At 64.3% G+C, this 23,823-nt stretch carries 23 protein-coding genes, 2 tRNA genes and 1 pseudogene; 15 read left to right on the top strand and 11 right to left on the bottom strand.

Annotated features, from left to right (window positions below; translation table 11 throughout):
• Nucleotides 1–31: 31 nt before the first annotated feature.
• The gene (locus tag AB433_RS10070; RefSeq protein WP_245626635.1) at nucleotides 32–550 is read left to right on the top strand and encodes a cytochrome b; all 519 of its coding nucleotides are present in this window, start codon (nucleotides 32–34) and stop codon (nucleotides 548–550) included.
• A gap of 85 nt (nucleotides 551–635) precedes the next feature.
• Here AB433_RS10070 and AB433_RS19955 read toward each other — a convergent pair whose 3' ends face one another.
• The 4 genes from AB433_RS19955 to AB433_RS10050 form a co-directional block, all read right to left on the bottom strand.
• On the bottom strand, nucleotides 636–1,514 hold the full coding sequence (locus tag AB433_RS19955; protein ID WP_156170779.1) for an RcnB family protein: 879 nt from the start codon (nucleotides 1,512–1,514) through the stop codon (nucleotides 636–638).
• A 203-nt stretch (nucleotides 1,515–1,717) separates the two neighbouring features.
• The gene (gene ettA, locus AB433_RS10060; protein ID WP_047820905.1) at nucleotides 1,718–3,391 is read right to left on the bottom strand and encodes an energy-dependent translational throttle protein EttA; all 1,674 of its coding nucleotides are present in this window, start codon (nucleotides 3,389–3,391) and stop codon (nucleotides 1,718–1,720) included.
• 157 nt (nucleotides 3,392–3,548) lie between these two features.
• Nucleotides 3,549–4,109: a superoxide dismutase family protein gene (locus AB433_RS10055; protein WP_047820904.1), complete on the bottom strand. Its 561-nt coding sequence runs from the start codon at nucleotides 4,107–4,109 to the stop codon at nucleotides 3,549–3,551.
• Between the two features lie 155 nt (nucleotides 4,110–4,264).
• A complete protein-coding gene (locus AB433_RS10050; RefSeq protein ID WP_047820903.1) occupies nucleotides 4,265–4,537 on the bottom strand; it encodes a metal-sensitive transcriptional regulator in 273 nt (90 codons plus the stop codon).
• Nucleotides 4,538–4,633: 96 nt separating this feature from the next.
• Between AB433_RS10050 and AB433_RS10045 the strand changes: the two genes are divergently transcribed.
• Both AB433_RS10045 and AB433_RS20845 read left to right on the top strand, forming a co-directional pair.
• Nucleotides 4,634–6,430: a copper resistance system multicopper oxidase gene (locus AB433_RS10045; RefSeq protein WP_082134878.1), complete on the top strand. Its 1,797-nt coding sequence runs from the start codon at nucleotides 4,634–4,636 to the stop codon at nucleotides 6,428–6,430.
• The gene (locus AB433_RS20845) at nucleotides 6,430–7,611 is read left to right on the top strand and encodes a copper resistance protein B (RefSeq protein ID WP_047820901.1); all 1,182 of its coding nucleotides are present in this window, start codon (nucleotides 6,430–6,432) and stop codon (nucleotides 7,609–7,611) included. Before AB433_RS10045 ends, AB433_RS20845 begins: the two co-directional genes overlap by 1 nt.
• 192 nt (nucleotides 7,612–7,803) lie before the next feature.
• On the opposite strand, the gene AB433_RS10035 is transcribed toward AB433_RS20845, so the two are convergent.
• From AB433_RS10035 to AB433_RS19485, 3 genes are all read right to left on the bottom strand, one after another.
• Nucleotides 7,804–7,880: transfer RNA gene (locus AB433_RS10035), tRNA-Pro, on the bottom strand.
• Between the two features lie 47 nt (nucleotides 7,881–7,927).
• Nucleotides 7,928–8,000: transfer RNA gene (locus AB433_RS10030), tRNA-Ile, on the bottom strand.
• A gap of 61 nt (nucleotides 8,001–8,061) precedes the next feature.
• The gene (locus AB433_RS19485; protein WP_053059104.1) at nucleotides 8,062–9,741 is read right to left on the bottom strand and encodes a sensor histidine kinase; all 1,680 of its coding nucleotides are present in this window, start codon (nucleotides 9,739–9,741) and stop codon (nucleotides 8,062–8,064) included.
• 261 nt (nucleotides 9,742–10,002) lie between these two features.
• Here AB433_RS19485 and AB433_RS10020 point away from each other — a divergent pair, with 261 nt between their 5' ends.
• Nucleotides 10,003–10,464: an Lrp/AsnC family transcriptional regulator gene (locus AB433_RS10020; RefSeq protein ID WP_047820900.1), complete on the top strand. Its 462-nt coding sequence runs from the start codon at nucleotides 10,003–10,005 to the stop codon at nucleotides 10,462–10,464.
• Nucleotides 10,465–10,476: 12 nt separating this feature from the next.
• The gene (locus AB433_RS10015; protein ID WP_156170778.1) at nucleotides 10,477–11,049 is read left to right on the top strand and encodes a hypothetical protein; all 573 of its coding nucleotides are present in this window, start codon (nucleotides 10,477–10,479) and stop codon (nucleotides 11,047–11,049) included.
• Between the two features lie 7 nt (nucleotides 11,050–11,056).
• Here the strand turns inward: AB433_RS10015 and accC are convergent, their stop codons facing one another.
• From accC to AB433_RS10000, 3 genes are all read right to left on the bottom strand, one after another.
• Nucleotides 11,057–12,406 (bottom strand): acetyl-CoA carboxylase biotin carboxylase subunit, encoded by a 1,350-nt coding sequence (gene accC / locus AB433_RS10010; RefSeq protein WP_047820899.1) that lies wholly within the window; start codon nucleotides 12,404–12,406, stop codon nucleotides 11,057–11,059.
• Nucleotides 12,407–12,420: 14 nt separating this feature from the next.
• Nucleotides 12,421–12,870 carry an acetyl-CoA carboxylase biotin carboxyl carrier protein gene (gene accB / locus AB433_RS10005; RefSeq protein WP_082135050.1) on the bottom strand — a complete coding sequence of 150 codons (450 nt, stop codon included), beginning with the start codon at nucleotides 12,868–12,870 and terminating at the stop codon, nucleotides 12,421–12,423.
• Between the two features lie 150 nt (nucleotides 12,871–13,020).
• A complete protein-coding gene (locus tag AB433_RS10000; protein WP_047820897.1) occupies nucleotides 13,021–13,434 on the bottom strand; it encodes a holin family protein in 414 nt (137 codons plus the stop codon).
• A 125-nt stretch (nucleotides 13,435–13,559) separates the two neighbouring features.
• Between AB433_RS10000 and AB433_RS09995 the strand changes: the two genes are divergently transcribed.
• On the top strand, nucleotides 13,560–14,150 hold the full coding sequence (locus tag AB433_RS09995) for a GNAT family N-acetyltransferase (protein WP_047820896.1): 591 nt from the start codon (nucleotides 13,560–13,562) through the stop codon (nucleotides 14,148–14,150).
• On the opposite strand, the gene AB433_RS09990 is transcribed toward AB433_RS09995, so the two are convergent.
• Nucleotides 14,141–15,034 (bottom strand): LysR family transcriptional regulator, encoded by an 894-nt coding sequence (locus AB433_RS09990; protein ID WP_179944971.1) that lies wholly within the window; start codon nucleotides 15,032–15,034, stop codon nucleotides 14,141–14,143. The two genes, AB433_RS09995 and AB433_RS09990, sit on opposite strands and share 10 nt — an antisense overlap.
• A 111-nt stretch (nucleotides 15,035–15,145) precedes the next feature.
• Between AB433_RS09990 and AB433_RS09985 the strand changes: the two are divergent.
• From AB433_RS09985 to AB433_RS09945, 9 genes and pseudogenes are all read left to right on the top strand, one after another.
• Nucleotides 15,146–16,257, top strand: a pseudogene (locus AB433_RS09985) (S-(hydroxymethyl)glutathione dehydrogenase/class III alcohol dehydrogenase).
• A 14-nt stretch (nucleotides 16,258–16,271) separates the two neighbouring features.
• On the top strand, nucleotides 16,272–16,661 hold the full coding sequence (locus AB433_RS09980; protein ID WP_047820895.1) for a VOC family protein: 390 nt from the start codon (nucleotides 16,272–16,274) through the stop codon (nucleotides 16,659–16,661).
• Nucleotides 16,661–17,500: an S-formylglutathione hydrolase gene (fghA, locus tag AB433_RS09975; protein ID WP_047820894.1), complete on the top strand. Its 840-nt coding sequence runs from the start codon at nucleotides 16,661–16,663 to the stop codon at nucleotides 17,498–17,500. The genes AB433_RS09980 and fghA overlap by 1 nt, the downstream gene beginning before the upstream one ends.
• Nucleotides 17,497–17,901: a ketosteroid isomerase-related protein gene (locus tag AB433_RS09970; RefSeq protein WP_047823815.1), complete on the top strand. Its 405-nt coding sequence runs from the start codon at nucleotides 17,497–17,499 to the stop codon at nucleotides 17,899–17,901. Before fghA ends, AB433_RS09970 begins: the two co-directional genes overlap by 4 nt.
• A gap of 24 nt (nucleotides 17,902–17,925) precedes the next feature.
• Complete coding sequence (locus tag AB433_RS09965; protein ID WP_047820893.1) at nucleotides 17,926–18,342, top strand: NAD(P)H-dependent oxidoreductase subunit E; 417 nt, start codon at nucleotides 17,926–17,928, stop codon at nucleotides 18,340–18,342.
• A complete protein-coding gene (locus AB433_RS09960; protein WP_047820892.1) occupies nucleotides 18,339–19,877 on the top strand; it encodes an NADH-ubiquinone oxidoreductase-F iron-sulfur binding region domain-containing protein in 1,539 nt (512 codons plus the stop codon). The genes AB433_RS09965 and AB433_RS09960 overlap by 4 nt, the downstream gene beginning before the upstream one ends.
• On the top strand, nucleotides 19,874–20,689 hold the full coding sequence (gene fdhD, locus AB433_RS09955) for a formate dehydrogenase accessory sulfurtransferase FdhD (protein ID WP_245626634.1): 816 nt from the start codon (nucleotides 19,874–19,876) through the stop codon (nucleotides 20,687–20,689). The genes AB433_RS09960 and fdhD overlap by 4 nt, the downstream gene beginning before the upstream one ends.
• Nucleotides 20,689–23,547: a formate dehydrogenase subunit alpha gene (gene fdhF, locus AB433_RS09950; protein WP_047820891.1), complete on the top strand. Its 2,859-nt coding sequence runs from the start codon at nucleotides 20,689–20,691 to the stop codon at nucleotides 23,545–23,547. Before fdhD ends, fdhF begins: the two co-directional genes overlap by 1 nt.
• Nucleotides 23,544–23,822 (top strand): formate dehydrogenase subunit delta, encoded by a 279-nt coding sequence (locus AB433_RS09945; RefSeq protein WP_082134876.1) that lies wholly within the window; start codon nucleotides 23,544–23,546, stop codon nucleotides 23,820–23,822. Before fdhF ends, AB433_RS09945 begins: the two co-directional genes overlap by 4 nt.
• The last annotated feature ends 1 nt before the right edge of the window (nucleotide 23,823 follow it).

Raw genomic sequence — 23,823 nt, 5'->3', positions numbered from 1 at the left:
AATCAACACTTCGTAGGCGCGCTACTCTACTGTGGCGATAATCCTGCACTGGCTGATCGCAATCGCGATTATCGTCAACTGGCGGCTGGCCGGAGCGGCAGAGCATCTGGAGGGGCCCGCCGCCGCTGCCTATATGAACCCGCACAAGGCGCTGGGCATCACGGTGCTGGTTCTTACCGTGCTGCGTATCGTCTGGCGTCTGGTGAACCCGCCCCCGGCGCTGCGCACCGACATGGCGACGTGGGAACGCATGCTGGCCAAGACCGTGCATGCGCTTTTCTATATCCTGCTGATCGCGATTCCCTTGCTGGGCTGGATCGCCAGTTCGTCCTTCGGGTACGGGGTAGACATGTTCGGGCTGTTCCAGGTGCCCGCGCTGCCCGTGGCGAACGATCCCGATGCGGGCAAGTGGGTGATCGGCATTCACAAGGCGCTGTGGACGCCGATGCTGATCCTTGTGGCGCTGCATATCCTTGGCGCATTGAAGCATCACTTCATCGATAAGGATGGCGAGCTGGGCCGGATGATCCCGGGGCTTGGAAAGCGCTGACCGGCCCCATCTCTGATACGAAAACGGCCCCACGGATCGAAATCCGAGGGGCCGTCTCTTCCGGCTAAGGTCTGCGACCCTGACCTTACCAGAAGAAGTCGTAGATCACGTCGACCACTTCGCCGCTGTACATATCGACCAGCAGCACGTCGTCGTAATAGCGGACCCAGCGGTAGGGGCCGTAGACTTCGGGCAGGCGATAGCGCCACGGATCGCTGATCCAGTACCGCGAGCTGTAGAACAGCGAGCCCAGCGTGAACCCGATGCTCAACCGGCGATAGTTGTAGCTGCGATAGGGCGAGTAATACCGGCCCACGCGATAGAGGTTGCGGTTGCTGGCGCGATAGCGGTGCCAGTCGTAGCGGTGATTGTCGCGCCAGCGGCGATCCCACCGGTGGCCATCCCGATCCCGATCGCGATAGCCGTCGCGTCCGCGATAGTCGCGATCACGATCGCGGTCGCCACGGTATGAGGTGCGGTTGCCGTCGCGGTCGCGCCAGCCGTCGCGGTCCCGGCTCCAGTCGCGCGGACCGTCATTGCGGTCGCGGCCGGAATAGGTGCGATTGCGGTCGTTGCTGGAATACGTGCGGTTGCGCTCTATCTCGCGCGTGCCACGCTCCCACGTTTCGCGCACGCTGGGCTGACGCTGCGCGTTGCGCTGTGCATCGCCACGTTGGCCATAGTTGCGGGCCTGCGCGGTTTCGCTGCGCCGGTCAGACCGGTTCCAGTCGCGGCCCGACCTCTCGTCGGAACGGCTGGAACGTTGGCTGTCGTTATTGGCCGAGCGGGTGGGGCGGATGCGGTCGCCACGGTCGGAACGGCTTTCCGAACGCTGGCTTCGGGTGCCGCGATTGCCACGGTTTTCACGGTCGCCACGATCCGCCAATTGAGCGGTCCCGTCGGCGCGCACGCTGCTTTGCGGTGCGATGTCGGCGGCTTGGGCAACCGGTGCACCTGCGAGCATCGACGTGGCCAGCAAGGCCCCCGTCGCCGCTTTCAAATTTGTGATCCGAAACATTGAATACTCTCCACAGGGATGACGCACCGGATGCGCGTCGTCGGTCGCATGAAGAGTATTTAGAAGTAACCGTCTGTCGCGGTCCTGAACCGGCCCGCAGACCGCCGTTCATGTTTCGGATAGTTTACATGAACGGCGATGATTTGCGGTTATCGTGTCAGTTTCTTGTAGGCCAGTGCCGTCGGACGGTCGGCTGCATCGCCAAGGCGGCGGCGCTTGTCTTCCTCGTAAGCTTCGAAGTTGCCTTCGAACCATTCGACGTGGCTGTTGCCCTCAAACGCAAGAATGTGGGTTGCCAGACGGTCGAGGAAGAAGCGGTCGTGGCTGATGACCACGGCGCAACCGGCGAAATTCTCGATCGCCTCTTCCAGCGCACCCAGCGTTTCCACGTCGAGGTCGTTGGTCGGTTCGTCGAGCAGGAGGACGTTGCCACCTTCTTTCAGCATCTTGGCCATGTGGACGCGGTTGCGTTCACCGCCGGAAAGCTTGCCGACGTTCTTCTGCTGGTCACTGCCCTTGAAATTGAACGCGCCGACATAGGCACGGGTCGACACGTCGTGGCCGTTGACCTTCATGTAGTCGAGCCCGTCGGAAATCTCTTCCCAGACATTGTGCTTGGGGTTCAGGTGGTCGCGGCTCTGGTCGACATAGCCAAGGTGCACGGTCTCACCAATCTCGACCTTGCCGCTGTCGGGCTCTTCCTTGCCGGTCAGGATCTTGAACAGCGTGGACTTGCCCGCGCCGTTCGGGCCGATGACGCCGACGATGCCGCCGGGGGGCAGCATGAACGACAGGTCCTCGAACAACAGCTTGTCGCCATAGGCCTTGGAGATGTTCTTGGCCTCGATCACCTTGCCGCCAAGGCGTTCCGGGACCTGGATGACGATCTGCGCCTTGCCGGGCTTGCGGCCGGACTGCGCCTCCTGCAGTTCCTCGAACTTGCGGATACGTGCCTTGGACTTGGTCTGGCGCGCGGCCGGCGTCTGGCGGATCCATTCAAGCTCGCGGGACAGCGCCTTCTGGCGGCCCGATTCCTCGCGGTTTTCCTGCTCCAGCCGCTTGGCCTTCTTTTCGAGGTAGGTCGAGTAGTTGCCTTCGTAGGGATAGTAAGACCCGCGATCGAGTTCGAGAATCCATTCGACGACATTGTCGAGGAAGTAGCGATCGTGGGTGATCATCAGGACCGCGCCCGCGTATTCCTTCAGGTGGTTTTCAAGCCACTGCACGGATTCCGCGTCAAGGTGGTTGGTCGGTTCGTCCAGCAGCAGGATCGAGGGCTTTTGAATGAGCAGGCGGGTGAGCGCCACGCGGCGCTTTTCACCGCCCGACAAGTCGGTGACCGGCCAGTCGCCCGGCGGGCAGCGCAGGGCCTCCATCGCGATTTCCAGCTGGTTGTCCAGCGTCCAGCCGTCGACCGCGTCAATCTTGTCCTGCAGTTCAGCCATTTCCGCGCCCAGCGCGTCGAAATCGGCGTCTTCCTCGGCCATTTCCATGCCGATCTGGTTGAAGCGTTCGACCATGTCGGCGGTCTCGCGCGCGCCGTCCTTCACGTTTTCCAGGACGGTCTTGCTCTCGTCCAGCTCCGGCTCCTGCTCAAGGTATCCGACGGTGATGTTCTCACCGGCCCAAGCCTCGCCGGTGATGTCCTTGTCGATTCCCGCCATGATCTTGATCAGCGTGGACTTACCCGCGCCGTTGGGGCCGACGATGCCGATCTTCGCGCCCTGATAGAATTGCAGGTTGATGTTGTTCAGCACCGGCTTGTTCGCGCCGGGGAAGGTCTTCGTCATGTTCTTCATGACGTATGCGTACTGGGCGGCCATGTATCGTCCTTTGGGGCGAGGATTCGTCTGTGTCGGAAAGTTGCCGCGCAGATAGGGGTTATGCGCCGAACGGGCAACCCAATAGCAAACCGCCCGACCCCGGACAGGATCGGGCGGCGCAATTTTCGGGCTCGAGGGCAATCCCCCCGGCGAAGAATCAGCCCTTTACGAAGACCCCGCAGGCGATCCGCGCGCCTGCATTGCCCGAAGGCTGGCTCTTCATGTCGTCCGCGTCGGCGTGGATGACGAAGGCGGAACCGTCGGTGTCGAACAGCCCGGCCCAAGTGCCGGTCGACGTGTTGGACAGCGTGCCCGCGCCATTCTCGTCTATCTCGATATTGCCGGTGTCGCCCGCATGCGGGTTGGGCGCTTCGCTTTCGGTGCCGTGGTTGGCTTCGGTGGGATTCCAGTGGCCGCCGGCGCTGGTGAAGTCCGCTGCAGAGCAATCGCCGGTGGTGTGGATGTGCGCGCCGTGCGTTCCGGCGGGCAGGCCGTCGACGTCGATCTTGACGTTCAACGCACCGTCCGTGCCCGTGACCATCGCCACGCCGACGACATTGCCCTCGGCGTCCTTCAGTTCGGCGGTGCCCAGTTCGCTGGCGGTCTCTTCGGCAACGGGTTCGGCGGTGGCTTCGCCCGCAGGCTCTTCGGAACCGCTGCACGCGGCAAGCGAGGCGGCCAGCGCGATGCTGGCAACGGCGGGAAGGAATTTGTTCACGTCGGGTCGCTCCTGTGTGTGTTCGCGCGGCTACTTGGGGACGAACACTCGAAAGGTCCAGAGCCGCGGGGCAGGGCGTTGCTGCAATGCGGCGCGCCTCCGCACGGTATAGCAATTCTTCCGCAAGTCGTTTTGGCCGGCGTGCAGGATGGATTTCAGCGCTTGGCCTTCTCGAACAGGTCGACCAGTTCGCCAAACTTCTGTTTTTGCTCTTCGGCATCGCCGCTGGCGATGGCCTCTGCCACGCAGCAGGCCGCATGGCGTTTGAGTATTTCGCTTTCCGCCCTGCCAAGAGCAGCCTTGATCGCCTGGACCTGATTCAGCACGTCGATGCAGTAACGATCATTCTCGATCATCTGCGCTACTCCGCGCACCTGCCCCTCGATCCTGCGAAGGCGGTTGACGATGCGGCCATTGGTTGCTGACACGCTTTGGAACTCCGTCTGCTAAAAAATACCCCAAGGGGTATCTTGCAATACTCCTTGGGGGTATTAAAGACAAGGAGCAGAGGAGTTTCAAGTTCCATGTCCGAATTGCTGGTTTCACGTCGCCGATTGCTAGGAGCCGGGGCGCTTGGTGCGGGCGCCATGGCCATGCCCGCCTGGGCTCGCGGCGCCGATCTGCACAGCGAATCGATCCGACCGGGCTTTGACGAGGTCTCTGGCCGCGACATCGCGCTGACAATCGGCGAAGGATCGCGTGTCGTTCAGGGGCGCCGCGGGCACGCGGTTGCCGTCAACGGCAGCGTGCCGGGGCCGCTCGTGCGCTTGCGCGAAGGTCAGCCGGTTCGTCTGGCGGTCACGAACACGCTTGACGAAGACAGCTCTATCCATTGGCACGGGCTGCTGCTGCCATTCCAGTTCGATGGCGTTCCGGGCGTTAGCTTCGCCGGGATCAAGCCGGGCGAGACCTTCGTCTACGACATTCCCGCGCTACGCCAGCACGGCACTTACTGGTGGCATAGCCATTCGGGACTGCAGGAGCAGGCGGGCCATTATGGGCCCATCGTGGTCGAACCGGCAGGAACCGATCCTGTACAGGTTGATCGGGATTACGTCCTGCTGCTGAGCGAGTTCACCCCGCTCCATCCGCACACGATCTTGGACAAGCTCAAGAAGGGCGAAGGCTACTTCAATCGCCAGCAGAATACCTGGACCGACGATTATCCGTTGTCGGGCGAGGATCGGCGCATGTGGGCACGCATGCGGATGATGGCCACCGACATCTTGGATGTGACCGGTTCGACATACACCTATCTTGCCAACGGACGGGGGCCGGAAGAGGGCTTGGAGTTCCTGTTCAATCCCGGCGAACGAGTGCGGCTGCGCGTGATCAACGGCAGCGGGATGACCTTCTTCAACGTCCGCATTCCCGGAGCGAAGTTCTGGGTCGTCGCCGCCGACGGCCAGAACGTGCGCCCGGTCGAAGTCGAGGAATTTCAGATCGGCACGGCGGAAACCTACGATATCGTCGTCGAGCCGACCGGCGAAGCCCGGACGATTGTTGCCGAGAGCATGGACCGGTCCGGCATGGCGGTGGCGACACTTGCTTCGCGACCCGGTGCGCGTGCAGCGGTTCCCGCGCTGCGCGATCCGCCGCTTCTGACCATGGCCGACATGGGTATGAACCACGGGGGAGATGGCATGACCGGGATGGATCATTCCGCCATGGGCCATGACATGCCTTCGCATGGCGCGGCCTCTGAAACGACGGGCGGAATGGACATGGGCGGCATGAACATGCGTGATACGTCCCTGCTACCGCCGGACGTAAAGGTCGGCCCCGGCATCGACATGGTATCGATGAACCCGGTCGATCGCATGGGGGATCCCGGACTTGGCCTCGACAAGGTTGCTCACAGGGTCCTGACCTACAAAGATCTGGTCGCGCTTGCACCGAATGACGATTTGCGCCGCCCGACCCGGCAGATGGAAATCCATCTGACCGGCAACATGGAACGCTATATGTGGTCGTTCGACGGCAAGAAGTTTACCGCCGTAAGCGATGATCCGATCCGCTTCGCCTACAACGAGCGGGTGCGCGTGAAGCTGGTCAACGATACGATGATGGCGCACCCGATCCATTTGCACGGGCACTTTTTCGAATTGGTCAACGGCGCGCCCGCCGATCGGCAGCCGCAGAAGCATACCGTGATCGTGCAGCCCGGCGGCAGTGCCATGTTCGACCTTACCGCCGATGAGGAGGGCGACTGGGCCTTCCACTGTCACCTGCTCTATCACATGCATTCGGGCATGTTTCAGATCGTGACTGTCGCGCCACGGGGCAATCAGGGCGATGTCAAGCGGGTGGGAGAAGACTGATGCGCTGGCTCGCCTTCATGCTCCTTGTGGGCACTGCCACCCCCGCTGTCGCGCAGGATCATTCGGGCCACGCAATGCCTGACGCGCAACCATCCGCCCAGACCGAATGCGAGGCGGAGGCCGCGCGTCATCGTGCCATGGGCCATCCGGTAGCCGAGGGGGCTTGCGCGCCGGCGGCGCAACCGGCCGAACCCGTCCCCGCCGATCGGACTGATGGCCATTCCGGCATGGACCACTCCGGCATGGACCATTCCGTGATGGACCATTCGGCGATGGATCATGGCCAGATGCACGGGATGGACCAATCCGCCATGGAAGACATGGACCATTCCGCGATGGGCCACGAAAGTATGCAATCGCATGAAGAAGCGTCCATGGATCACCGTACCAAGGATCACGGTACCATGGATCATGGCGCGATGGACATGACGCCAATTCCGCAAGGTCCGCCTCCCGCTTCGGCGGGATCGGGACCGCCACGCGCCGCCGACGCGATCTGGGGCGCCGAAGCCATGCGAGCCTCGCGTAGCGCTCTGCGTAAAGAGAATGGCGGGATGACCGTGTTCTGGTTCCAAGGCGACCGCGCCGAATATCGCGTGCGGGAAGGCGGCGATGGCTACTTGTGGGACGTACAGGGCTATTACGGCGGCGACCTCGACAAGTTCTGGTTCAAGAGCGAGGGCGAGGGCACGTTCGGCGAAAGCCCCGAGTCCGCCGAAATCCAGGCCATGTGGAGCCATGCGATCGGGCCTTGGTGGGACTTGCAGGCCGGTGTCCGGCAGGATTTGACCGGCCCCAGGCGCACGCATGCCGCCATCGGCGTACAGGGTCTGGCGCCTTACATGTTCGAGGTTGACGCGGCTGCATTCCTCTCGACCAAAGGCGACCTGACCGCGCGGATCGAGGCCGAGCTGGACCAACGCGTCACCCAGCGCCTCATCCTGCAGCCGCGCGCCGAACTGAGCCTGTCTGCGCAAGATGTCCCGGAGCTGGGGATTGGGGCTGGTCTCGATTCGATCGAACTGGGATTGCGGCTGCGCTATGAATTTGCGCGCGAGTTCGCTCCCTATGTTGGCATCGAACAGGAATGGAAATTGGACCAAAGCGCGGACTATGCCCGCATTGCGGGCGAAGACCCGAGCGTGACGAACTACGTTGTCGGCGTGCGGTTCTGGTTTTGAAAGATCGGTGACGCATCGGGCATTTCGAGGCGTAAGCGATCGCCGGGCCGCTTCTGATTTTTCGAAGCGAACATCGGCTACGCCCCAAGGCGACTGCCGTAGACCAAGGTGGTGGGTCTTGGCAGACCGCACTTGATGCCTACCCGTGGCCCGTAGCCGCGCGCTATTTGCCGACTAAGTCATTGAAAGAATTGGTCGGGGAGACAGGATTCGAACCTGCGACATCCTGCTCCCAAAGCAGGCGCGCTACCGGGCTGCGCTACTCCCCGACCCTTTCGTTCCGTTCCTGATTTCAGGTTCGGAAAAACTATCACGGTGGGCCCGGCAGGATTCGAACCCGCGACCTAGCCGTTATGAGCGGCCAGCTCTAACCGCTGAGCTACAGGCCCGTGGCAAGCGCGCCTAGCCAAGGCTGGGCGGCATGGCAAGCGATTGTGCGGATCGGAGGTGTCAGGCCGCTACTTCGCTGTGAGATTCGGCCTCTGCATTGTGGCAGGGCAGCGTAAAGATCAGCGCATCGTCTTGCCGTTCCAGCGAGCCGCCAGCCGCGCGGGCCTCTGCCGCCGCCAGCCGCAAGGCGAAGCCGCGACCGAGCAGACCGACGGCCAGCGACCGTTCGTCCTTGGCCGAGGCACCGTAGAGCGCTTCGTCGTCCATCGCCGCCAGCGCAGCGGGAAGCGAAATCGACAGCGTTGCGCGGTCGTCCTGCGCGGTCAGGCCCATCGCCACGCGATCTCCGTCGCCAGCTGCCGCCGCCGCGACGGCGAGGACGCGCCAGAAGCTGCGTTCCAGTTCCGCGCGGGCGACAGAGACGACGACATCGGGATCGGCCCACTGCCCGACCAGAAGCGCGCCGCGCGATCCCAGCATTGGGCGGACCTGTTCGGCCAGCGAGGCAACGAGGGGACCAAGCGCGGTCTCACCCTCCGCCAACTTGCGATTGCCCAGCCGCAGCCGGACCAGCCGGTCCACCTCGTCCAATCCGGCCAGCAGCGCAGCCGTCTCGCCCGCGATCCCGGCGGCCAGTGCGCGGTATTGGTGCGGAACGGGGCCGAACAGCTGCTGCTGAATGATCTCCGAAAAACCCTGCAACGCGTTTATCGGCGTGCGCAGTTCATGCAGCGCCTGTCGCACCAGCGTGCCGCGTGCGTCGGTCTCTGTGTCCAGCCTGCGGGTCAGACGGGCATGGTGGCCAAGGAAGCGGCCCACCGGATCGAAATTGGGCGCGGCATCAAGCCGCCATTCGCCCGATATGACCGGGGATGCGGCAATCGTGACCTTGCCGCCGCGCACGGCCTGTTGGCGGCGCAGTGCCGTGGCAGTCGCCTCGTCCAGACGCGCGGCGGCGTCGCCGGATGCCGAGAGGATCAGGCCCGATAGCATCGGGGCGAGGCGGTCGGCCCAGTTGATCCGGCCCTCTGGCGAAATCATGCAGTCCACTTCGCGCGCGGCGATCGGCGGAGCGGCGGCCTCCGGCTCGATCGCGTCGGTCAGTTCCAGTGGCTCTTCCTCGCGCGGTTTGCCCAATGCCTCGTCTACTGCCTGTTCGCGGCGTTTCAGGCGAAAGCGTTCGATGCGCGCGACGATGTCGGAAATGTCGTGCAACTCTGGCGTTTTCGGTTGGGCAGGCTCGGCCTTGGGCAGGCGGCTGGGCATCGGCGCGCTTGGCGTCAGGTCGTCGAGGATCGAGCTTCGGTGCGCGGTGCGCTGCATCAGGAGTGGCGGCTTGTTCTCTCCCTGGCGCGCACGGCCCTTCAACCGGGCATTGCGCACACGCGCCTGCAACCTGTCGTCCAGCACGCTGGTCAGCACCGTCCAGCCGTCTTCGTCTAGATCGGCGGCATCGATGGCGGCGTCGGCCACTGGCTGCTCGCCCTCGCACAGTTGGGCCACAAGCGGTGGGGAGCGAAGGCGCAGGGCCGGATCGGCAAGGATCGCCGCGCGTTCGCCGGCCGGGATGCGGCGCGCCAGTGCGCCCAGCCGAAGGAACGCGGCGGCGATCAGAGAGCCGTCGGCAACGGTCTTGCCGCTGCCAAGCAAGTCGACCAGTTGACGATATTGCGCGCGCGCCGAACCATCGCTGTCGGCAGCGACTTCGAGCACAGTACGCAAGCGATCGTCCAGTGTCATCAAACCCCCGGTTGGGACGGCAGCCGCGCGATCAAGGGGTCTCTTGCAGCCGTGATTCCGTCCCGCAGCTTCGGTAAACGCGGGGTTAAGTTTGCGCAAAGCCCCTGCGGAACGCGTTGCAAAAAGGGACAGTGGTCGGCATAGTTACAAAATTGCTCGACACGGCCATTAAAATGCCTGTCGAGACTACGCTGGGGCAGTTTAGTTTCGCTGATCGTGCTTCGCGGGCGCGACCGGTCGTTTTGCTTGAAGGTGCATGCGATGGAATTTGACGAGATAGACCGCCGGCTTCTGTCCGAATTGCAGGAAGAGGGGCGGATCACGAATGTCGAATTGGCGGGCCGCGTCGGCCTGACCGCGCCGCCGTGCCTGCGACGGGTCCGCGCGCTGGAGGAAAGCGGTGCGATCCGTGGCTATCACGCCGATCTCGACCCCGCGACGCTGGGATTTACGATCACCGTCTTCGCCATGGTCAGCCTGAAGAGCCAGGCCGAGGAATCGCTGCGCGCCTTCGAAGAGCATGTCGCGACCCTGCCGGAAGTGCGCGAATGTCACATGCTGAACGGTGAGATCGACTTTATCCTGAAAATCGTGAGCAAGGACCTGCAAAGCTTTCAGGAATTCCTGACCAGCCACCTGACGCCCGCGCCAAATGTCGCCAGCGTGAAGACCAGTCTTGTCATCCGCAACGCCAAGAACCTGCCGGGCGTGCCCCTGGGGTGACACATGGTGTCTTTGCGGCGACTGGCTTTCCTGTCGTTCTTGACGCTGGCCGCCTGTAACGCGGAGTCGCGCGATCCCCATGTCGGCACGCCGCAGCAATCGATGATGTCAGAGGTGGCGACCGACGTGCGCGGTATCCGCAAGGTGGCGACGTTTCAGGCCGATGTGCTGGTACTGGCACGTGCAGACTACGACGGTTGGATCGCGGATGATTTCGCCGAATATGCGCCGACCGATCTGGCCGTGGCGTGGGGAGAGGGCGCGCGGGCCGATGTTCATGGGCGTATTTCGATCCGCCAGTCGGGCCGGTTCTATTACTGGCGCGCCGGGCCGGAGGCGTGGCAGGACCCGCGCGTGCGGCGGTTCGGCAAGCATTCCGCCAACTGGCACCTTGTCCCCGCCAACGACGACGTTGCCGATGCGATCGACGGGATCGGGCGTGGCGATGTCGTGCGGCTGCGCGGGCACCTGGTCGATATTTTCGCGCCCGATGGCGGGCGCTGGAAAACATCGCGCACCCGCACCGATCAGGGCGCGGGCGCGTGCGAGATTATCCTCGTTTCGGAAGCGTCGGTGCTAAGCTGAGCGCGGGTCAGACCTCGCGCTTGGCCAGCCACTCCTCGAGCCACTTGATCGAATAGTCGCCGTTCAGCACGTCGTTCTGCCGGATCAGTTCCTGATGCAGCGGGATCGAAGTCTGAACGCCTTCGACAACCATTTCTTCCAGCGCGCGCTTCAACCGCATGATGCAGCCTTCGCGCGTGCGGCCATAAACGATCAGCTTGGCGATCATCGAATCGTAGTACGGCGGGATGCGGTACCCGGCATAGAGGCCGGAATCGACGCGCACGTGCATGCCGCCTGCCGCGTGATAGCTTGTCACCAGGCCCGGGCTCGGCGCGAAGGTGAACGCGTTTTCCGCATTGATCCGACACTCGATGGCGTGGCCGGTGAAGTGCAGTTCTTCCTGACGCACCGAGAGCGGTTTGCCGTCGGCGATCCGAATTTGTTCACGGACAAGGTCGACGCCGGTGATCGCCTCTGTCACCGGATGCTCCACCTGCAAACGGGTGTTCATCTCGATGAAGTAGAACTCTCCGTTTTCCCACAGGAACTCGATCGTCCCCGCACCGCGATAGCCCATTTCGGCCATCGCCTTGGCGCAGATGCTGCCCATCCGCTCGCGCTCGGCATTGCCGATGACGGGGGAGGGCGCTTCTTCCAGAACCTTCTGGTGGCGGCGCTGCAGCGAGCAGTCGCGCTCACCCAGATGGATCGCGTTGCCTTCACCGTCGCCAAACACCTGAAATTCGATATGGCGCGGATTGCCGAGGTATTTCTCGATATAGACCGTGGCATCGCCAAACGCGGCTTTCGCTTCGCTTCCGGCCTGCTTCATCAGCGTTTCGAGGGTGTCTTCGCCCTCGCACACCTTCATGCCGCGACCACCGCCGCCGCTGGCCGCCTTGATGATGACCGGATAGCCGATCTCGGCCGCGATCTTGCGCGCTTCTTCCACTTCGGAAACCGCGCCGTCGGACCCCGGCACCAGCGGCAGGCCCAGTGCGCCCGCCGTTTCCTTGGCCGCGATCTTGTCGCCCATGGTGCGGATATGTTCAGGCTTCGGCCCGATCCATTTCAGCCCGTGCGCCTCGACGATTTCTGCGAACTTGGCGTTTTCCGACAGGAAGCCATAGCCCGGATGCACCGCGTCTGCCCCGGTGATCTCTGCGGCGGAGATGATCGCCGCCATGTTGAGATAACTGTCGGCAGCCGCAGGCGGGCCGATGCACACGGCCTGATCGGCCAGGCGCACGTGCATTGCATCGGCATCCGCGGTCGAGTGAACCGCGACCGTCTCGATCCCCATCTCGTGCGCGGCGCGGTGGACGCGCAGCGCGATCTCGCCGCGGTTGGCGATCAGGATCCGGGTAATGGCCATGTCTTCGCCCCTGCTTAGTCGATGACGACGAGAGGCTGGTCGAATTCGACCGGTTCGGCGTTCCCGACAAGGATCTTGCTGATCGTGCCGGCCTTGGGCGCGGGGATGGCGTTCATCACCTTCATCGCCTCTACGATCAGCAGCGTCTCACCCGCCTTCACCGCCTTGCCGACTTCGACGAAGTTGGCCGCGCCGGGTTCGGGCGAGAGATATGCGGTGCCGACCATCGGCGACTTCACCGCATCGACCGGAGCGGCGGCAGGCGCGGCTTCGGCGGCGGGCGCAGCCGGGGGGGCAGGCGCAGCCAGAGCGGCGGGCGCATGCATCGCGATCGGCGCGGCAGCCATGGTAGCCGCGCGCGAGACCTTGATCTTGCGATCGCCGTCTTCGACCTCGATCTCTGTCAGACCCGTTTCGGCCAGCAATTCGGCAAGCTCGCGGACGAGCGTGCTGTCAACATTCATGCCGGAGCGGCGTGCGCCGGCGCTTGCGGAAGGCTTGGTGTCGCCCATGTTTCCCCGTCTGTGCGGTTTGCGATTGGCTGGGCGCTACGCGTGTCCGCAGCCAATCGCAAGGGGGCGCATGGGCAATTTGCCCCGCAAGGTAGGGAAGGCTTACCGATCCACTCCCTTAACCTTTCCCCACTGGCGGGCGACGGTATAGCCGAGATAGCCGGTGCCGAAGAGGGCGTAGAGCGGTTCGGGCAAGCCGTTGAGATAGCGCGTCATGCCATCGGCAATGGCGACGGCGGTCTGCGGATTGAACGCCGCGATCAGGCCCATCGGGATCGCGAACAGGACCAGCGCATACATCACATAGAGAAATGCCGGACGGGCGCGGCTGGTCCACGGGTCTTTCGAATTGGCTTCGGCGACGATGGCGGACAGGCGGGCCTCCACCATCTCCATCTCTTGCGAGCCTTGCAGTTTCAGCAGTTCCAGCTTGGCCTTTTCGCGTGCTTCGCGGTCGGGGATGACCTTGTCGATAATGCGGGTGATGGGAACGATCAGCGAATCGAGAACGGGCATAGGGGCGGGCTCCTGAGGCATAGGGGGCAACTGCCAAGGCCAGATCGGGCGGGGTGTAGGAAAATAAAATCTTGGCGACGGCGCGTCGTGCCCTATCTGTCGCGCGCAATGGCATAAGGGCGAACATGGTCGAGATAAGGGCACTGACGGGACCGGAGATCGCGGCGGCGACCGACGATCTGGCCGCGCTGCGCATCGCGGTGTTCGCGGCCTTTCCCTATCTCTATGACGGCGACCCTGCTTACGAGGCGGAGTACCTGCGCGAATTCGTGTCCGAGCCGGGGTCGGTCATGGTCGCGGCGTTCGATGGGGACCGGATCGTCGGCGCGGCGACCGCTTCGCCGATGCCGTCGCAAAAGGCGGAGTTTCGGCGGCCTTTCGAGGAACGCGGACTGGATACCGCGACGATGTTCTATTTCGGGGAAAGCGTGTTGCTGCCCGGATATCGCGGGCAGGGGATCGGCCATGCCTTCTTCGACCACCGCGAGGCACGGGCGCGCGAATGGGGCGCGAAGACGACCTGTTTTGCCGCCGTAATCCGGCCTGAGGGTCATCCCGACCGGCCAGAGGGCTATCGCCCGCTCGACGCGTTCTGGCGAGGGCGGGGCTATGCGCCGGTTCCGGGGCTGATCACGTGGCTGGCGTGGAAGGATCACCGCGAAGCGGGTGAGACCGAGAAGGCGATGCAGTACTGGCTGCGCGATCTTCAGGCGTAGCGGCTCTTCGCCGCGTCCAGCCGCGCCTGCAACCCGCTGCGCAACAGGGCGACCATGCCGCTGATCTTGGGCGAAAGGTGGCGGCGGGTGGGATAGATCGCCCAGATCGGCTCGTCCTCTGGCCGCTCGTCCTCCAGCACTTCCTGCAAGCGACCGGCGGCGATGTGTTCGCGCACGTAGAAGGCGGGCAACTGGCACACGCCCATTCCGGCAAGGCAGGCCTCGACCACCGTGGTCCCGCTGTTGCAATGCCAACGGCCATGCGGGCGGAACGTCTGGCCCCGGCGGAAATGCCATTGCGAGGCCGATCCGACGAGGCAGTCGTGCGCGGTCAGTTCCGCGATCTCTCGCGGTTCGCCATGTTCGGACAGGTAGTGGCGCGAAGCGACGGTGACGAGTTCGCGCTGTGCGACGCGGGTAGCGATCAGGCGCGAATCTTCAAGGTGGCCGGTGCGAACGGCAAGGTCGTAGCCCCGGCTGACGATATCGACGACATCGTTGTCGAGGTCGAGCGTCACCGACAAGCCGGGGTTCTCCTGCGCGAATTCGCGGACCAGCGGCGCGACGAATTGCTCGCCCAAGGCATAGGAGCAGGTTAGCCGCAAGGCCCCGCGCGGCTCGCCCTGCGATGCGATGCCCGCGATGGCTTCCTCGCGCTCGTCCACCAGCCGCTGGCATTGGTCGAGAAAAATGCGCCCCGTGTCGGTAAGATAGAGCGAGCGGGTCGTGCGGTTGAACAGCTGCGTCTCCAGCCGCGCCTCCAGCCGGGCGACGGCGCGGCTCATATGCGTGACAGAAGCGCCGAAGGCCTTGGCCCCGGCGGTGAACGAACCTGCCCGCGCGACGGCGACGAACTCCTCGATCCCGTCCCAGCCTCCGATCATTTATTATTGCCTCTCGGTGATAATGCTTTGCCAAAAACGCCGTTTATCACCGGATAGTGCAATTGCTAGAGGGGCGGCAATCAATTTCAGGCCCACTCAGGAGCAAATCCCATGAAAACCCGCGCCGCCGTCGCGTTTGAAGCCAAGAAGCCGCTCGAAATCGTCGAAGTCGACCTTGAGGGGCCGAAGGAGGGCGAGGTTCTGGTCGAGATCATGGCGACCGGTATCTGCCACACCGACGCCTATACGCTGGACGGTCTGGACAGCGAGGGCATCTTCCCCTCGATCCTCGGCCACGAAGGCGCGGGCATCGTGCGTGAGGTTGGCCCCGGCGTCACCAGCGTAAAGCCCGACGATCACGTCATCCCGCTCTACACCCCGGAATGCCGCCAGTGTAAGTCGTGCCTGTCGGGCAAGACCAACCTGTGCACCGCGATCCGCGCCACGCAGGGTCAGGGCCTGATGCCCGACGGCACCAGCCGCTTTTCGTACAGGGCGAGACGATCTTTCATTATATGGGGTGCTCGACCTTCTCGAACTTCACCGTCCTGCCCGAAATCGCGGTCGCCAAGATCCGCGAAGACGCGCCGTTCAAGACCAGCTGCTACATCGGTTGCGGCGTGACGACCGGCGTCGGCGCGGTGACAAACACCGCCAAGGTGCAGGTTGGCGACAACGTCGTGGTCTTCGGCCTTGGCGGGATCGGCCTGAACGTCATTCAGGGTGCGCGTCTGGCCGGTGCGAACAAGATCATCGGCGTGGACATCAACCCTGATCGCGAAGAATGGGGCCGCAAGTTCGGCATGACCGATTTCCTCAATTCCAAGGGCCTGAGCCGAGAGGACACCGTCGCCAGGATCGTCGCGATGACCGACGGGGGCGCAGACTATACCTTCGACGCCACCGGCAACACCGAAGTCATGCGCACCGCACTGGAAGCATGCCACCGCGGCTGGGGCACCAGCATCATCATCGGCGTGGCCGAAGCGGGCAAGGAAATCGCCACCCGCCCGTTCCAGCTCGTGACCGGTCGCAATTGGCGCGGCACCGCGTTCGGCGGGGCCAAGGGCCGCACCGACGTGCCGAAGATCGTCGACATGTACATGACCGGCAAGATCGAGATTGATCCGATGATCACCCACGTCATGGGCCTTGAAGAGATCAACACCGCGTTCGACCTGATGCACGAAGGCAAGTCGATCCGGTCGGTCGTCGTATTCTAAAGGAAAGCGAATCCATGTTCAGTCACGTCCACCTCGGTAGCAACGATGTCGAGCGCGCCCGCAAGTTCTACGACGCATTGATGGCATCGATAGGCGGATCGCCGGGCGTGAAGGACACGGGCCGCAACCGGTATTTCTATCATCACAAGGGCGCGATGTTGATCGTGGGCGAACCGCTGGACGGTCAGCCCGCAACAGTAGGCAACGGCGTAACCATCGGCTTCGGCGTCGATAGCGTTGAGCAGGGCAATGCATGGCACGAAGCGGGTATCGCCAATGGCGGCACCTCGGTGGAAGATCCCCCGGGGCCGCGCGACCGTGGCGAGCGCGGGCAGATCTACCTCGGCTATCTGCGCGACCCCGACGGCAACAAGCTGTGCGCGCTGAAATTTCTGGACACATAATGACCATGGAAACCGTATCGACCAACAAGGCCCACGGCGGCGTGCAGGGGGTGTACAAGCACGCCTCTGCCGCAACGGGCACCGAGATGACCTTTTCGGTATTCGTGCCCGATCACGCACCGGGGGCGAAGCTGCCGGTGCTGTGGTATCTGTCGGGCCTGACCTGCACCCACGCCAACGTGACGGAAAAGGGCGAATTCCGCGCGGCCTGTGCCGAACATGGGATCATCTTCGTAGCGCCGGACACCAGCCCGCGCGGTGACGATGTGCCCGATGACGAAGGATACGACTTCGGCAAGGGCGCGGGCTTCTACGTCGACGCGACGCAAGAGCCCTGGGCGAAGAACTTCAGGATGCGGTCGTATATCGAGAACGATCTGCCTGAACTCGTCGCCGCGAACTTTCCGGTCGACATGGACCGGCAGGGGATCACCGGCCACTCGATGGGCGGGCACGGGGCGCTGACTATCAGTTTGCGCAATCCGGGGAGGTTCAAGTCGACCAGCGCCTTTGCGCCGATCGCCAGCCCGCTGGCATGCCCGTGGGGCGACAAGGCGCTGAGCGGCTATATCGGCACCGACCGCACGGCTTGGCGGGAATACGATGCCTGCGCGCTGATCGCCGAAGGTGCGCGACTGCCCGACCTGCTGGTCGATCAGGGCGGGGCGGACAATTTCCTTGAAGAGCAGTTAAAGACGCACCTGCTGGAAAAGGCGGTGGCGGATGCGGGCATGACCGCGACGATCCGGATGCAGGACGGGTACGACCACTCGTACTACTTCATCTCGACCTTCCTGCCCGAACATGTCGCATGGCATGCCGAAAGGCTGAAGGCGTGAGCGTCGTAGACACGCTGAACGCCTATTACGCGGCGTTCAACCGGCAGGATGCGGAGGGCATGCTTGCCTTGCTGTCCGACGATGTCGTTCACGAACCCAGTCAGGGCGAACCGCGGCACGGCAAGGATGCGTTCCGCGCGTTCCTGTCGCACATGAACCGGTGCTATGCCGAACAGGTGATCGATCCTGTGTTCATGGCCAGCGAAGACGGATCGCGCGGTGCGGCGGAATTTCAGCTGACCGGGCGTTATCTGGAAACGGACGAGGGGCTTCCGGCTGCGACCGGCCAGCAATATGCGCTGCGCGTCGGGGCGTTCTTCGAATTTTCCGATGGACTGATTGCGCGGGTTTCGAACCACTACAACCTTGCGGACTGGACCCGGCAGGTTCAGACTGCCTGACGTTATGAACCGGATCGAAACCCCATGAACCGGATCGAAGACATCGTTTTGCGTCATGCCGACCGGGAAGGCCCGCTTTTGCCGATCCTGCATGACGTGCAGGCGGAAATCGGTGCCGTTGACGCGGCGACCGAGACGCGGATCGCAGAGCTGCTGAACCTGACCCGCGCCGAAGTGCACGGGGTGGTCAGCTTCTATCACGATTTCACGGCGAAGGCCGACCCGCGCCCGGTGGTGCAGGTCTGCCGGGCAGAGGCGTGTCAGGCGCGCGGGATAGAGGCGATGATGCGCGGCGCGGAAAATGCGGCGGGCGACCGGGTGCGGATCGAGACGGTCTATTGCCTCGGCCTGTGCAGCGTCGGCCCCAACGCGCGGATCGGTGACGACCTGCATGCGCGGCTGGATTCCGATGCGCTGGCCAAGCTGGTGGAAGAGGCATGAGCACGGTTCGCATCTCCGACGACGCCGTCGCCCGCGCCTGCGGGGCGGACCGCGTGTCGGATGCTTTCGCAAAGCTGGGCTGGACGGTCGAGCGCGTGTCGAGCTGGGGCATGCATTGGCTGGAACCGCTGGCCGAAGTAAACGGCGTCGGCTGGGGGCCGGTAACGCCGGATCGCGTGGCCGAAATTGCCGAGGGCGGCGCGGACGACTTGTGCATCGGCCCGGTCGCGGTCCATCCCTTCATCGCCAGCCAACAGCGCCTGACTTTTGCCCGCGCGGGCAAGACGCGTCCGCTGAGCCTGGACGATTACGCGAATAGCGGCGGCTGGGCCGGTCTGGACCGCGCCCGTGCCATCGGCAGCGAACAGGTGCTGGCCGAAATGGCCCAGTCCGGCCTGCGCGGTCGCGGCGGTGCGGGGTTCCCCGCCGGGATCAAGTGGCAGACCGTCGCCAAGGCACCCGGCGACCGCAAGTACGTCGTCTGCAACGCGGACGAGGGCGACAGCGGCACTTTCGCCGACCGGATGGTGATGGAAGGCGATCCCTTCGCGCTGATCGAGGGCATGGCGATCTGCGCCCATGCCGTCGGGGCGGGGCAGGGCTATGTCTACCTGCGCAGCGAATATCCCGACGCCATCGCCAAGATGAACGCGGCGATCGACCTTGCCGCCGAGCGTATCGCGCCTTTTCGCATGGAAGTGCGGGTTGGGGCCGGGGCATACGTTTGCGGCGAAGAAACCTCGCTGCTCAACAGTCTTGAGGGCAAGCGCGGCGAAGTGCGGGCGAAACCGCCGCTGCCCGCCATTGCAGGGCTGTTCGGGCAGCCGACGGTGGTCAACAATGTCCTCACGCTCGCCGCCGTGCCGCATATACTGGCAGAGGGCGGCGCGGCGCATTACGACGCGCTCGGCCTGGGCCGGTCGAAAGGCACGATGCCGATTCAGATCGCGGGCAACGTCAGGCACGGCGGCCTCTACGAAACCGCGTTTGGTGTGACCTTGCGCGAGTTGGTTTACGATATTGGCGGCGGGACCGCATCGGGCCGACCGGTCAAGGCGGTGCAGGTCGGCGGGCCGCTGGGCGCCTATCTCCACCCGGACCAGTTCGACATCGCGTTCGGGTACGAGGAATATGCAGGGGCCGATGCACTGATCGGCCATGGCGGCATCGTGGTCTTCGACGACAGTGCCGACATGGCGGCGATGGCGCGCTTTGCCATGGAATTCTGCGCCGCGGAATCGTGCGGCAAATGCACGCCGTGCCGCATCGGATCAGTGCGGGGCATGGAGATCATCGAGCGTATCCTGGCGGGCGGTCGCAAGGCCGACGCGGTCGAAGTGCTGCCCCAGATGCACAATGTGCGCGATGCGGATCGCAGCCTTGAAGATCAGGTCGCCTTGCTGGAAGACCTGTGCGAGACGATGAAGTTCGGCTCGCTCTGCGCGCTGGGCGGCTTCACGCCTTATCCCGTGCTGTCCGCGCTGCGCCATTGGCCGGAGGATTTCGGCCTGACGAAACAGGCCGTGCCCGCATGATCGGCACGATGGACACCCGCCCGCGCCGCCTTGGCTTGGCCGAGGCGGGCGACGACCGGCTGGACCGCACAGTCCCGGTCGAGGCGCCGGTGGCCATCGAGTACAACGGGCTGGGCTATGCCGTGATGATGGCGACGCCTGAAAACCTTGAGGACTATGCGCGCGGCTTCACCCTCTCCGAAGGGTTGGTGGCAAGCGTGACCGAGATCGAGGCCATCGATCCGCACGAACTGCCCGGCGGCTGGATCCTGCGGATCGCCTTGCCGCATCAGAGCATGGAGCGGGTGATTGCCCGCGCCCGCACCCGCGTCTCGGAATCGAGCTGTGGTCTGTGCGGCATGGACAACATCGCCGAAGTCTTGCGGCCCCTGCCGCCGGTCTCGGCGCAGCTTACCGTTACCCGCGATGCCATCGCCGCCGCGCTGGACGGGCTGTCCGCGCATCAGCCGATGGGCCGCGAAACCGGCGCGATGCACGCCGCCGCCTTTTGCGCGTCCGACGGGTCGATCCTTGCCGCTGCCGAAGATGTCGGGCGGCACAACGCGCTCGACAAGTTGATCGGCGCGATGGCGCGACAGGGGCTGCACGCGGGCGAAGGCTTCATGCTCCTCTCTGCGCGGTGCAGCTTCGAACTGGTCGAAAAGACCGTGCGGGCGGGTTGCCCGTTGCTTGTCACGATATCCGCGCCGACCAGCCTTGCCGTCGAGCGTGCCGCGCAGTCGGGCCTTGCACTCGTCGCCTTGGCCCGCCGCGATTCCGCGCTGATCTTCGGCGATCCGCATGGTATTCTTGCCCTTGAAGGAGACGCCTGATGGGCTATCAGAAACAGCCCGATTTCGGCACCCCGGCCTCGCGCTCGGACGTGCCGGTCACGCTCACCATCGACGGGCGCGAAGTAACCGTGCCCGAAGGCACCAGCGTGATGCGCGCTGCGGCCCGGATCGGCGGCGACATCCCGAAGTTGTGCGCGACAGACATGGTGAAAAGCTTCGGTTCCTGCCGGCTCTGTCTGGTCGAAGTCGAAGGGATGCGCGGCACGCCGGCGTCCTGCACCACGCCCGTCACCAACGGCATGGTGGTCAAGACGCAGACCCCGCGTCTGGAAAAACTGCGGCGCGGGGTGATGGAGCTCTATATCTCCGACCATCCGCTCGACTGCCTGACCTGCAGCGCGAACAACGATTGCGAGCTGCAGGACGCGGCCGCCGATGTCGGCCTGCGCGATGTTCGCTACGGCTATGACGGCGCGAACCATCTGGGGCAGACGGACGACACGTCGAACCCCTATTTCGCGTTCGAAGCAGACAAGTGCATCGTCTGTTCACGCTGCGTGCGGGCGTGCGACGAGGTGCAGGGCACGCTGGCGCTGACGGTCGACGGACGCGGTTTTGCCAGCAAGATCAGCGCGGGCACGGCCAGCGACGATTTCCTGTCCAGCGAATGCGTATCCTGCGGCGCCTGCGTGCAGGCCTGCCCGACCAGCGCGCTGATGGAAAAGAGCGTGATCGAGATCGGCAAGCCCGAACGCTCGGTCGTCACGACTTGTGCCTATTGCGGCGTCGGCTGCACGTTCCGCGCCGAGATGCGCGGCGAGCAGCTGGTCCGCATGGTGCCGTGGAAGGACGGCAAGGCCAATCGCGGCCATTCCTGCGTCAAGGGCCGCTTCGCATGGGGCTATGCCAACCACAAGGACCGGATCACCACGCCGATGATCCGCGATTCGATCGACGAACCTTGGCGCGAGGTCAGCTGGGCCGAGGCGATCAGCTATTCAGCCGGTCGGCTCAAGGACATTCGCGACGAGCACGGCGCGCGGGCGCTGGGCGGCATTACCTCCAGCCGCTGCACGAACGAGGAGACCTTCCTTGTCCAGAAGCTGGTGCGCGGCGGGTTCGGGTCGAACAACGTCGATACTTGCGCGCGGGTTTGTCACTCGCCGACTGGCTATGGCCTGAAAACCACTTTCGGCACCAGCGCGGGCACGCAGGACTTCGACAGCGTCGAGCACAGCGATGTCATCCTCGTCATCGGCGCCAATCCCACCGATGCGCACCCCGTCTTCGCCAGCCGCATGAAGCGGCGGCTGCGCGGCGAGGACGGGCGTGAAGGCGCGAAGCTGATCGTGATCGACCCGCGCCGGATCGACCTCGTCCGCTCGCCCCACATTCAGGCGCAGCATCACCTGCCGTTGCAACCCGGCACGAACGTCGCCGTGTTGACCGCGATGGCGCACGTGATCGTGACCGAAGGGCTGGTCGATACGCAGTTCGTGCAGGAGCGCTGCGAAATCGATGCCTACGAGGACTGGGCGAGGTTCGTGGCCGACGAGAAGCATTCGCCCGAAGTGCTGGAGGCCGTTACCCGCGTGCCCGCCGAGGACCTGCGCGCCGCCGCGCGCTTGTTCGCCACCGGAGGGAACGGAGCGATCTATTACGGCCTTGGCGTTACCGAACACTCGCAGGGTTCTAGCACGGTCATGGCCATCGCCAACCTTGCCATGGCGACCGGCAACATCGGTCGACCCGGCGTCGGCGTGAACCCGCTGCGCGGCCAGAACAACGTGCAGGGCGCCTGCGACATGGGCAGCTTCCCGCACGAACTGTCGGGCTATCGCCATATCTCCGACGCGGAGACGCGCGCGCTGTTCGAGGCGGACTGGGGCGTGACGCTCGACCCCGAACCCGGCCTGCGCATCAACAACATGCTCGACGCCGCCTGCGACGGTACGTTCCGCGCGATCTACATCCAGGGTGAAGACATCCTTCAGTCGGACCCCGATACGAAGCACGTCGCGGCGGGGCTGGAGGCGATGGACTGCGTCATCGTCCACGACCTGTTCCTGAACGAGACCGCGAACTACGCGCACGTCTTTCTGCCGGGCAGCACGTTCCTTGAAAAGAACGGCACCTTCACCAACGCCGAACGGCGGATCCAGCCGGTGCGCCGGGTGATGGACCCCGCCAACGGGTACGAAGACTGGGAAGTGACCCAGCTGCTCGCCAATGCGATGGGGCTGGGCTGGGATTACGGCCATCCCAAGGAAATCCTGTCCGAGATCGCGCGCCTGACCCCGACATTCGCGGGCGTGACGTGGGAACGGCTGTGCGACGAAGGTTCGCTGCAATGGCCGGTGAACGAGGCGAACCCCGATGGCGCGCCGGTGATGCACGTCGACGGCTTCGTGCGCGGGAAAGGGCACTTCGTCGTCACCGAGTACGTGCCGACCGATGAGAAGACCGGCCCGCGGTTCCCGCTGTTGCTGACCACTGGGCGCATCCTGTCGCACTATAACGTCGGGGCGCAGACGCGGCGCACAGCGAACACCGCGTGGCACCCGGAAGACCTGCTGGAAATGCACCCGACCGATGCGGAGAACCGGGGGCTGAACGATGGCGACTGGGCGAAGCTGACGAGCCGCAAGGGCGAGACGACGCTGCGTGTCAAGGTCACCGAACGCGTCGCGCCGGGCGTGGTCTATACCACGTTCCACCACCCGGAGACGCAGGCGAATGTCGTCACCACCGACTATTCCGATTGGGCCACCAACTGCCCCGAATACAAGGTGACGGCGGTGCAGGTCATGCCCAGCAACGGCCCGACCGATTGGCAGGAAGACTATGCCGACCTGACCGAACGATCCCGCCGCATCACGCACGAGCCCGCAGAATGAGCGATACGCATGCGAGACTGATCTACATGGCGAACCAGATCGCGCGGAACTTCTGCGCGCTGGACCACGATGCCGCCGCCGCCGCGACCGCCGATCATATCGCGCAGTTTTGGGACCCGCGCATGAAGGCGGGCGTGAGCGGTGACGAGGCGGAGCTGTCGCCGGTCGCCGCCAGAGCCTTTGCCATCCTGCGCGAACAGGGCGCACCCGCACCGCAAACGCGGGCGACGGTGTTCAACGATGTGGACGAGGGCGGACGTTCGGACGCGGGTTGAC

Origin of the sequence: Croceicoccus naphthovorans (assembly GCF_001028705.1) — a bacterium.
GTDB lineage: Bacteria > Pseudomonadota > Alphaproteobacteria > Sphingomonadales > Sphingomonadaceae > Croceicoccus > Croceicoccus naphthovorans.
This window is presented reverse-complemented; position numbering and strand designations above follow the sequence as displayed.

Coding starts and splice junctions, on each gene's coding strand:
- AB433_RS19955 (WP_156170779.1), bottom strand. CDS start 1,514: ATGCTCGCAGGTGCACCGGTTGCCCAAGCCGCCGACATCGCACCGCAA.
- ettA (WP_047820905.1), bottom strand. CDS start 3,391: ATGGCCGCCCAGTACGCATACGTCATGAAGAACATGACGAAGACCTTC.
- AB433_RS10045 (WP_082134878.1), top strand. CDS start 4,634: ATGTCCGAATTGCTGGTTTCACGTCGCCGATTGCTAGGAGCCGGGGCG.
- AB433_RS20845 (WP_047820901.1), top strand. CDS start 6,430: ATGCGCTGGCTCGCCTTCATGCTCCTTGTGGGCACTGCCACCCCCGCT.
- AB433_RS19485 (WP_053059104.1), bottom strand. CDS start 9,741: ATGACACTGGACGATCGCTTGCGTACTGTGCTCGAAGTCGCTGCCGAC.
- AB433_RS10020 (WP_047820900.1), top strand. CDS start 10,003: ATGGAATTTGACGAGATAGACCGCCGGCTTCTGTCCGAATTGCAGGAA.
- accC (WP_047820899.1), bottom strand. CDS start 12,406: ATGGCCATTACCCGGATCCTGATCGCCAACCGCGGCGAGATCGCGCTG.
- accB (WP_082135050.1), bottom strand. CDS start 12,870: ATGAATGTTGACAGCACGCTCGTCCGCGAGCTTGCCGAATTGCTGGCC.
- AB433_RS10000 (WP_047820897.1), bottom strand. CDS start 13,434: ATGCCCGTTCTCGATTCGCTGATCGTTCCCATCACCCGCATTATCGAC.
- AB433_RS09995 (WP_047820896.1), top strand. CDS start 13,560: ATGGTCGAGATAAGGGCACTGACGGGACCGGAGATCGCGGCGGCGACC.
- AB433_RS09990 (WP_179944971.1), bottom strand. CDS start 15,034: ATGATCGGAGGCTGGGACGGGATCGAGGAGTTCGTCGCCGTCGCGCGG.
- AB433_RS09980 (WP_047820895.1), top strand. CDS start 16,272: ATGTTCAGTCACGTCCACCTCGGTAGCAACGATGTCGAGCGCGCCCGC.
- fghA (WP_047820894.1), top strand. CDS start 16,661: ATGACCATGGAAACCGTATCGACCAACAAGGCCCACGGCGGCGTGCAG.
- AB433_RS09965 (WP_047820893.1), top strand. CDS start 17,926: ATGAACCGGATCGAAGACATCGTTTTGCGTCATGCCGACCGGGAAGGC.
- AB433_RS09960 (WP_047820892.1), top strand. CDS start 18,339: ATGAGCACGGTTCGCATCTCCGACGACGCCGTCGCCCGCGCCTGCGGG.
- fdhD (WP_245626634.1), top strand. CDS start 19,874: ATGATCGGCACGATGGACACCCGCCCGCGCCGCCTTGGCTTGGCCGAG.
- fdhF (WP_047820891.1), top strand. CDS start 20,689: ATGGGCTATCAGAAACAGCCCGATTTCGGCACCCCGGCCTCGCGCTCG.
- AB433_RS09945 (WP_082134876.1), top strand. CDS start 23,544: ATGAGCGATACGCATGCGAGACTGATCTACATGGCGAACCAGATCGCG.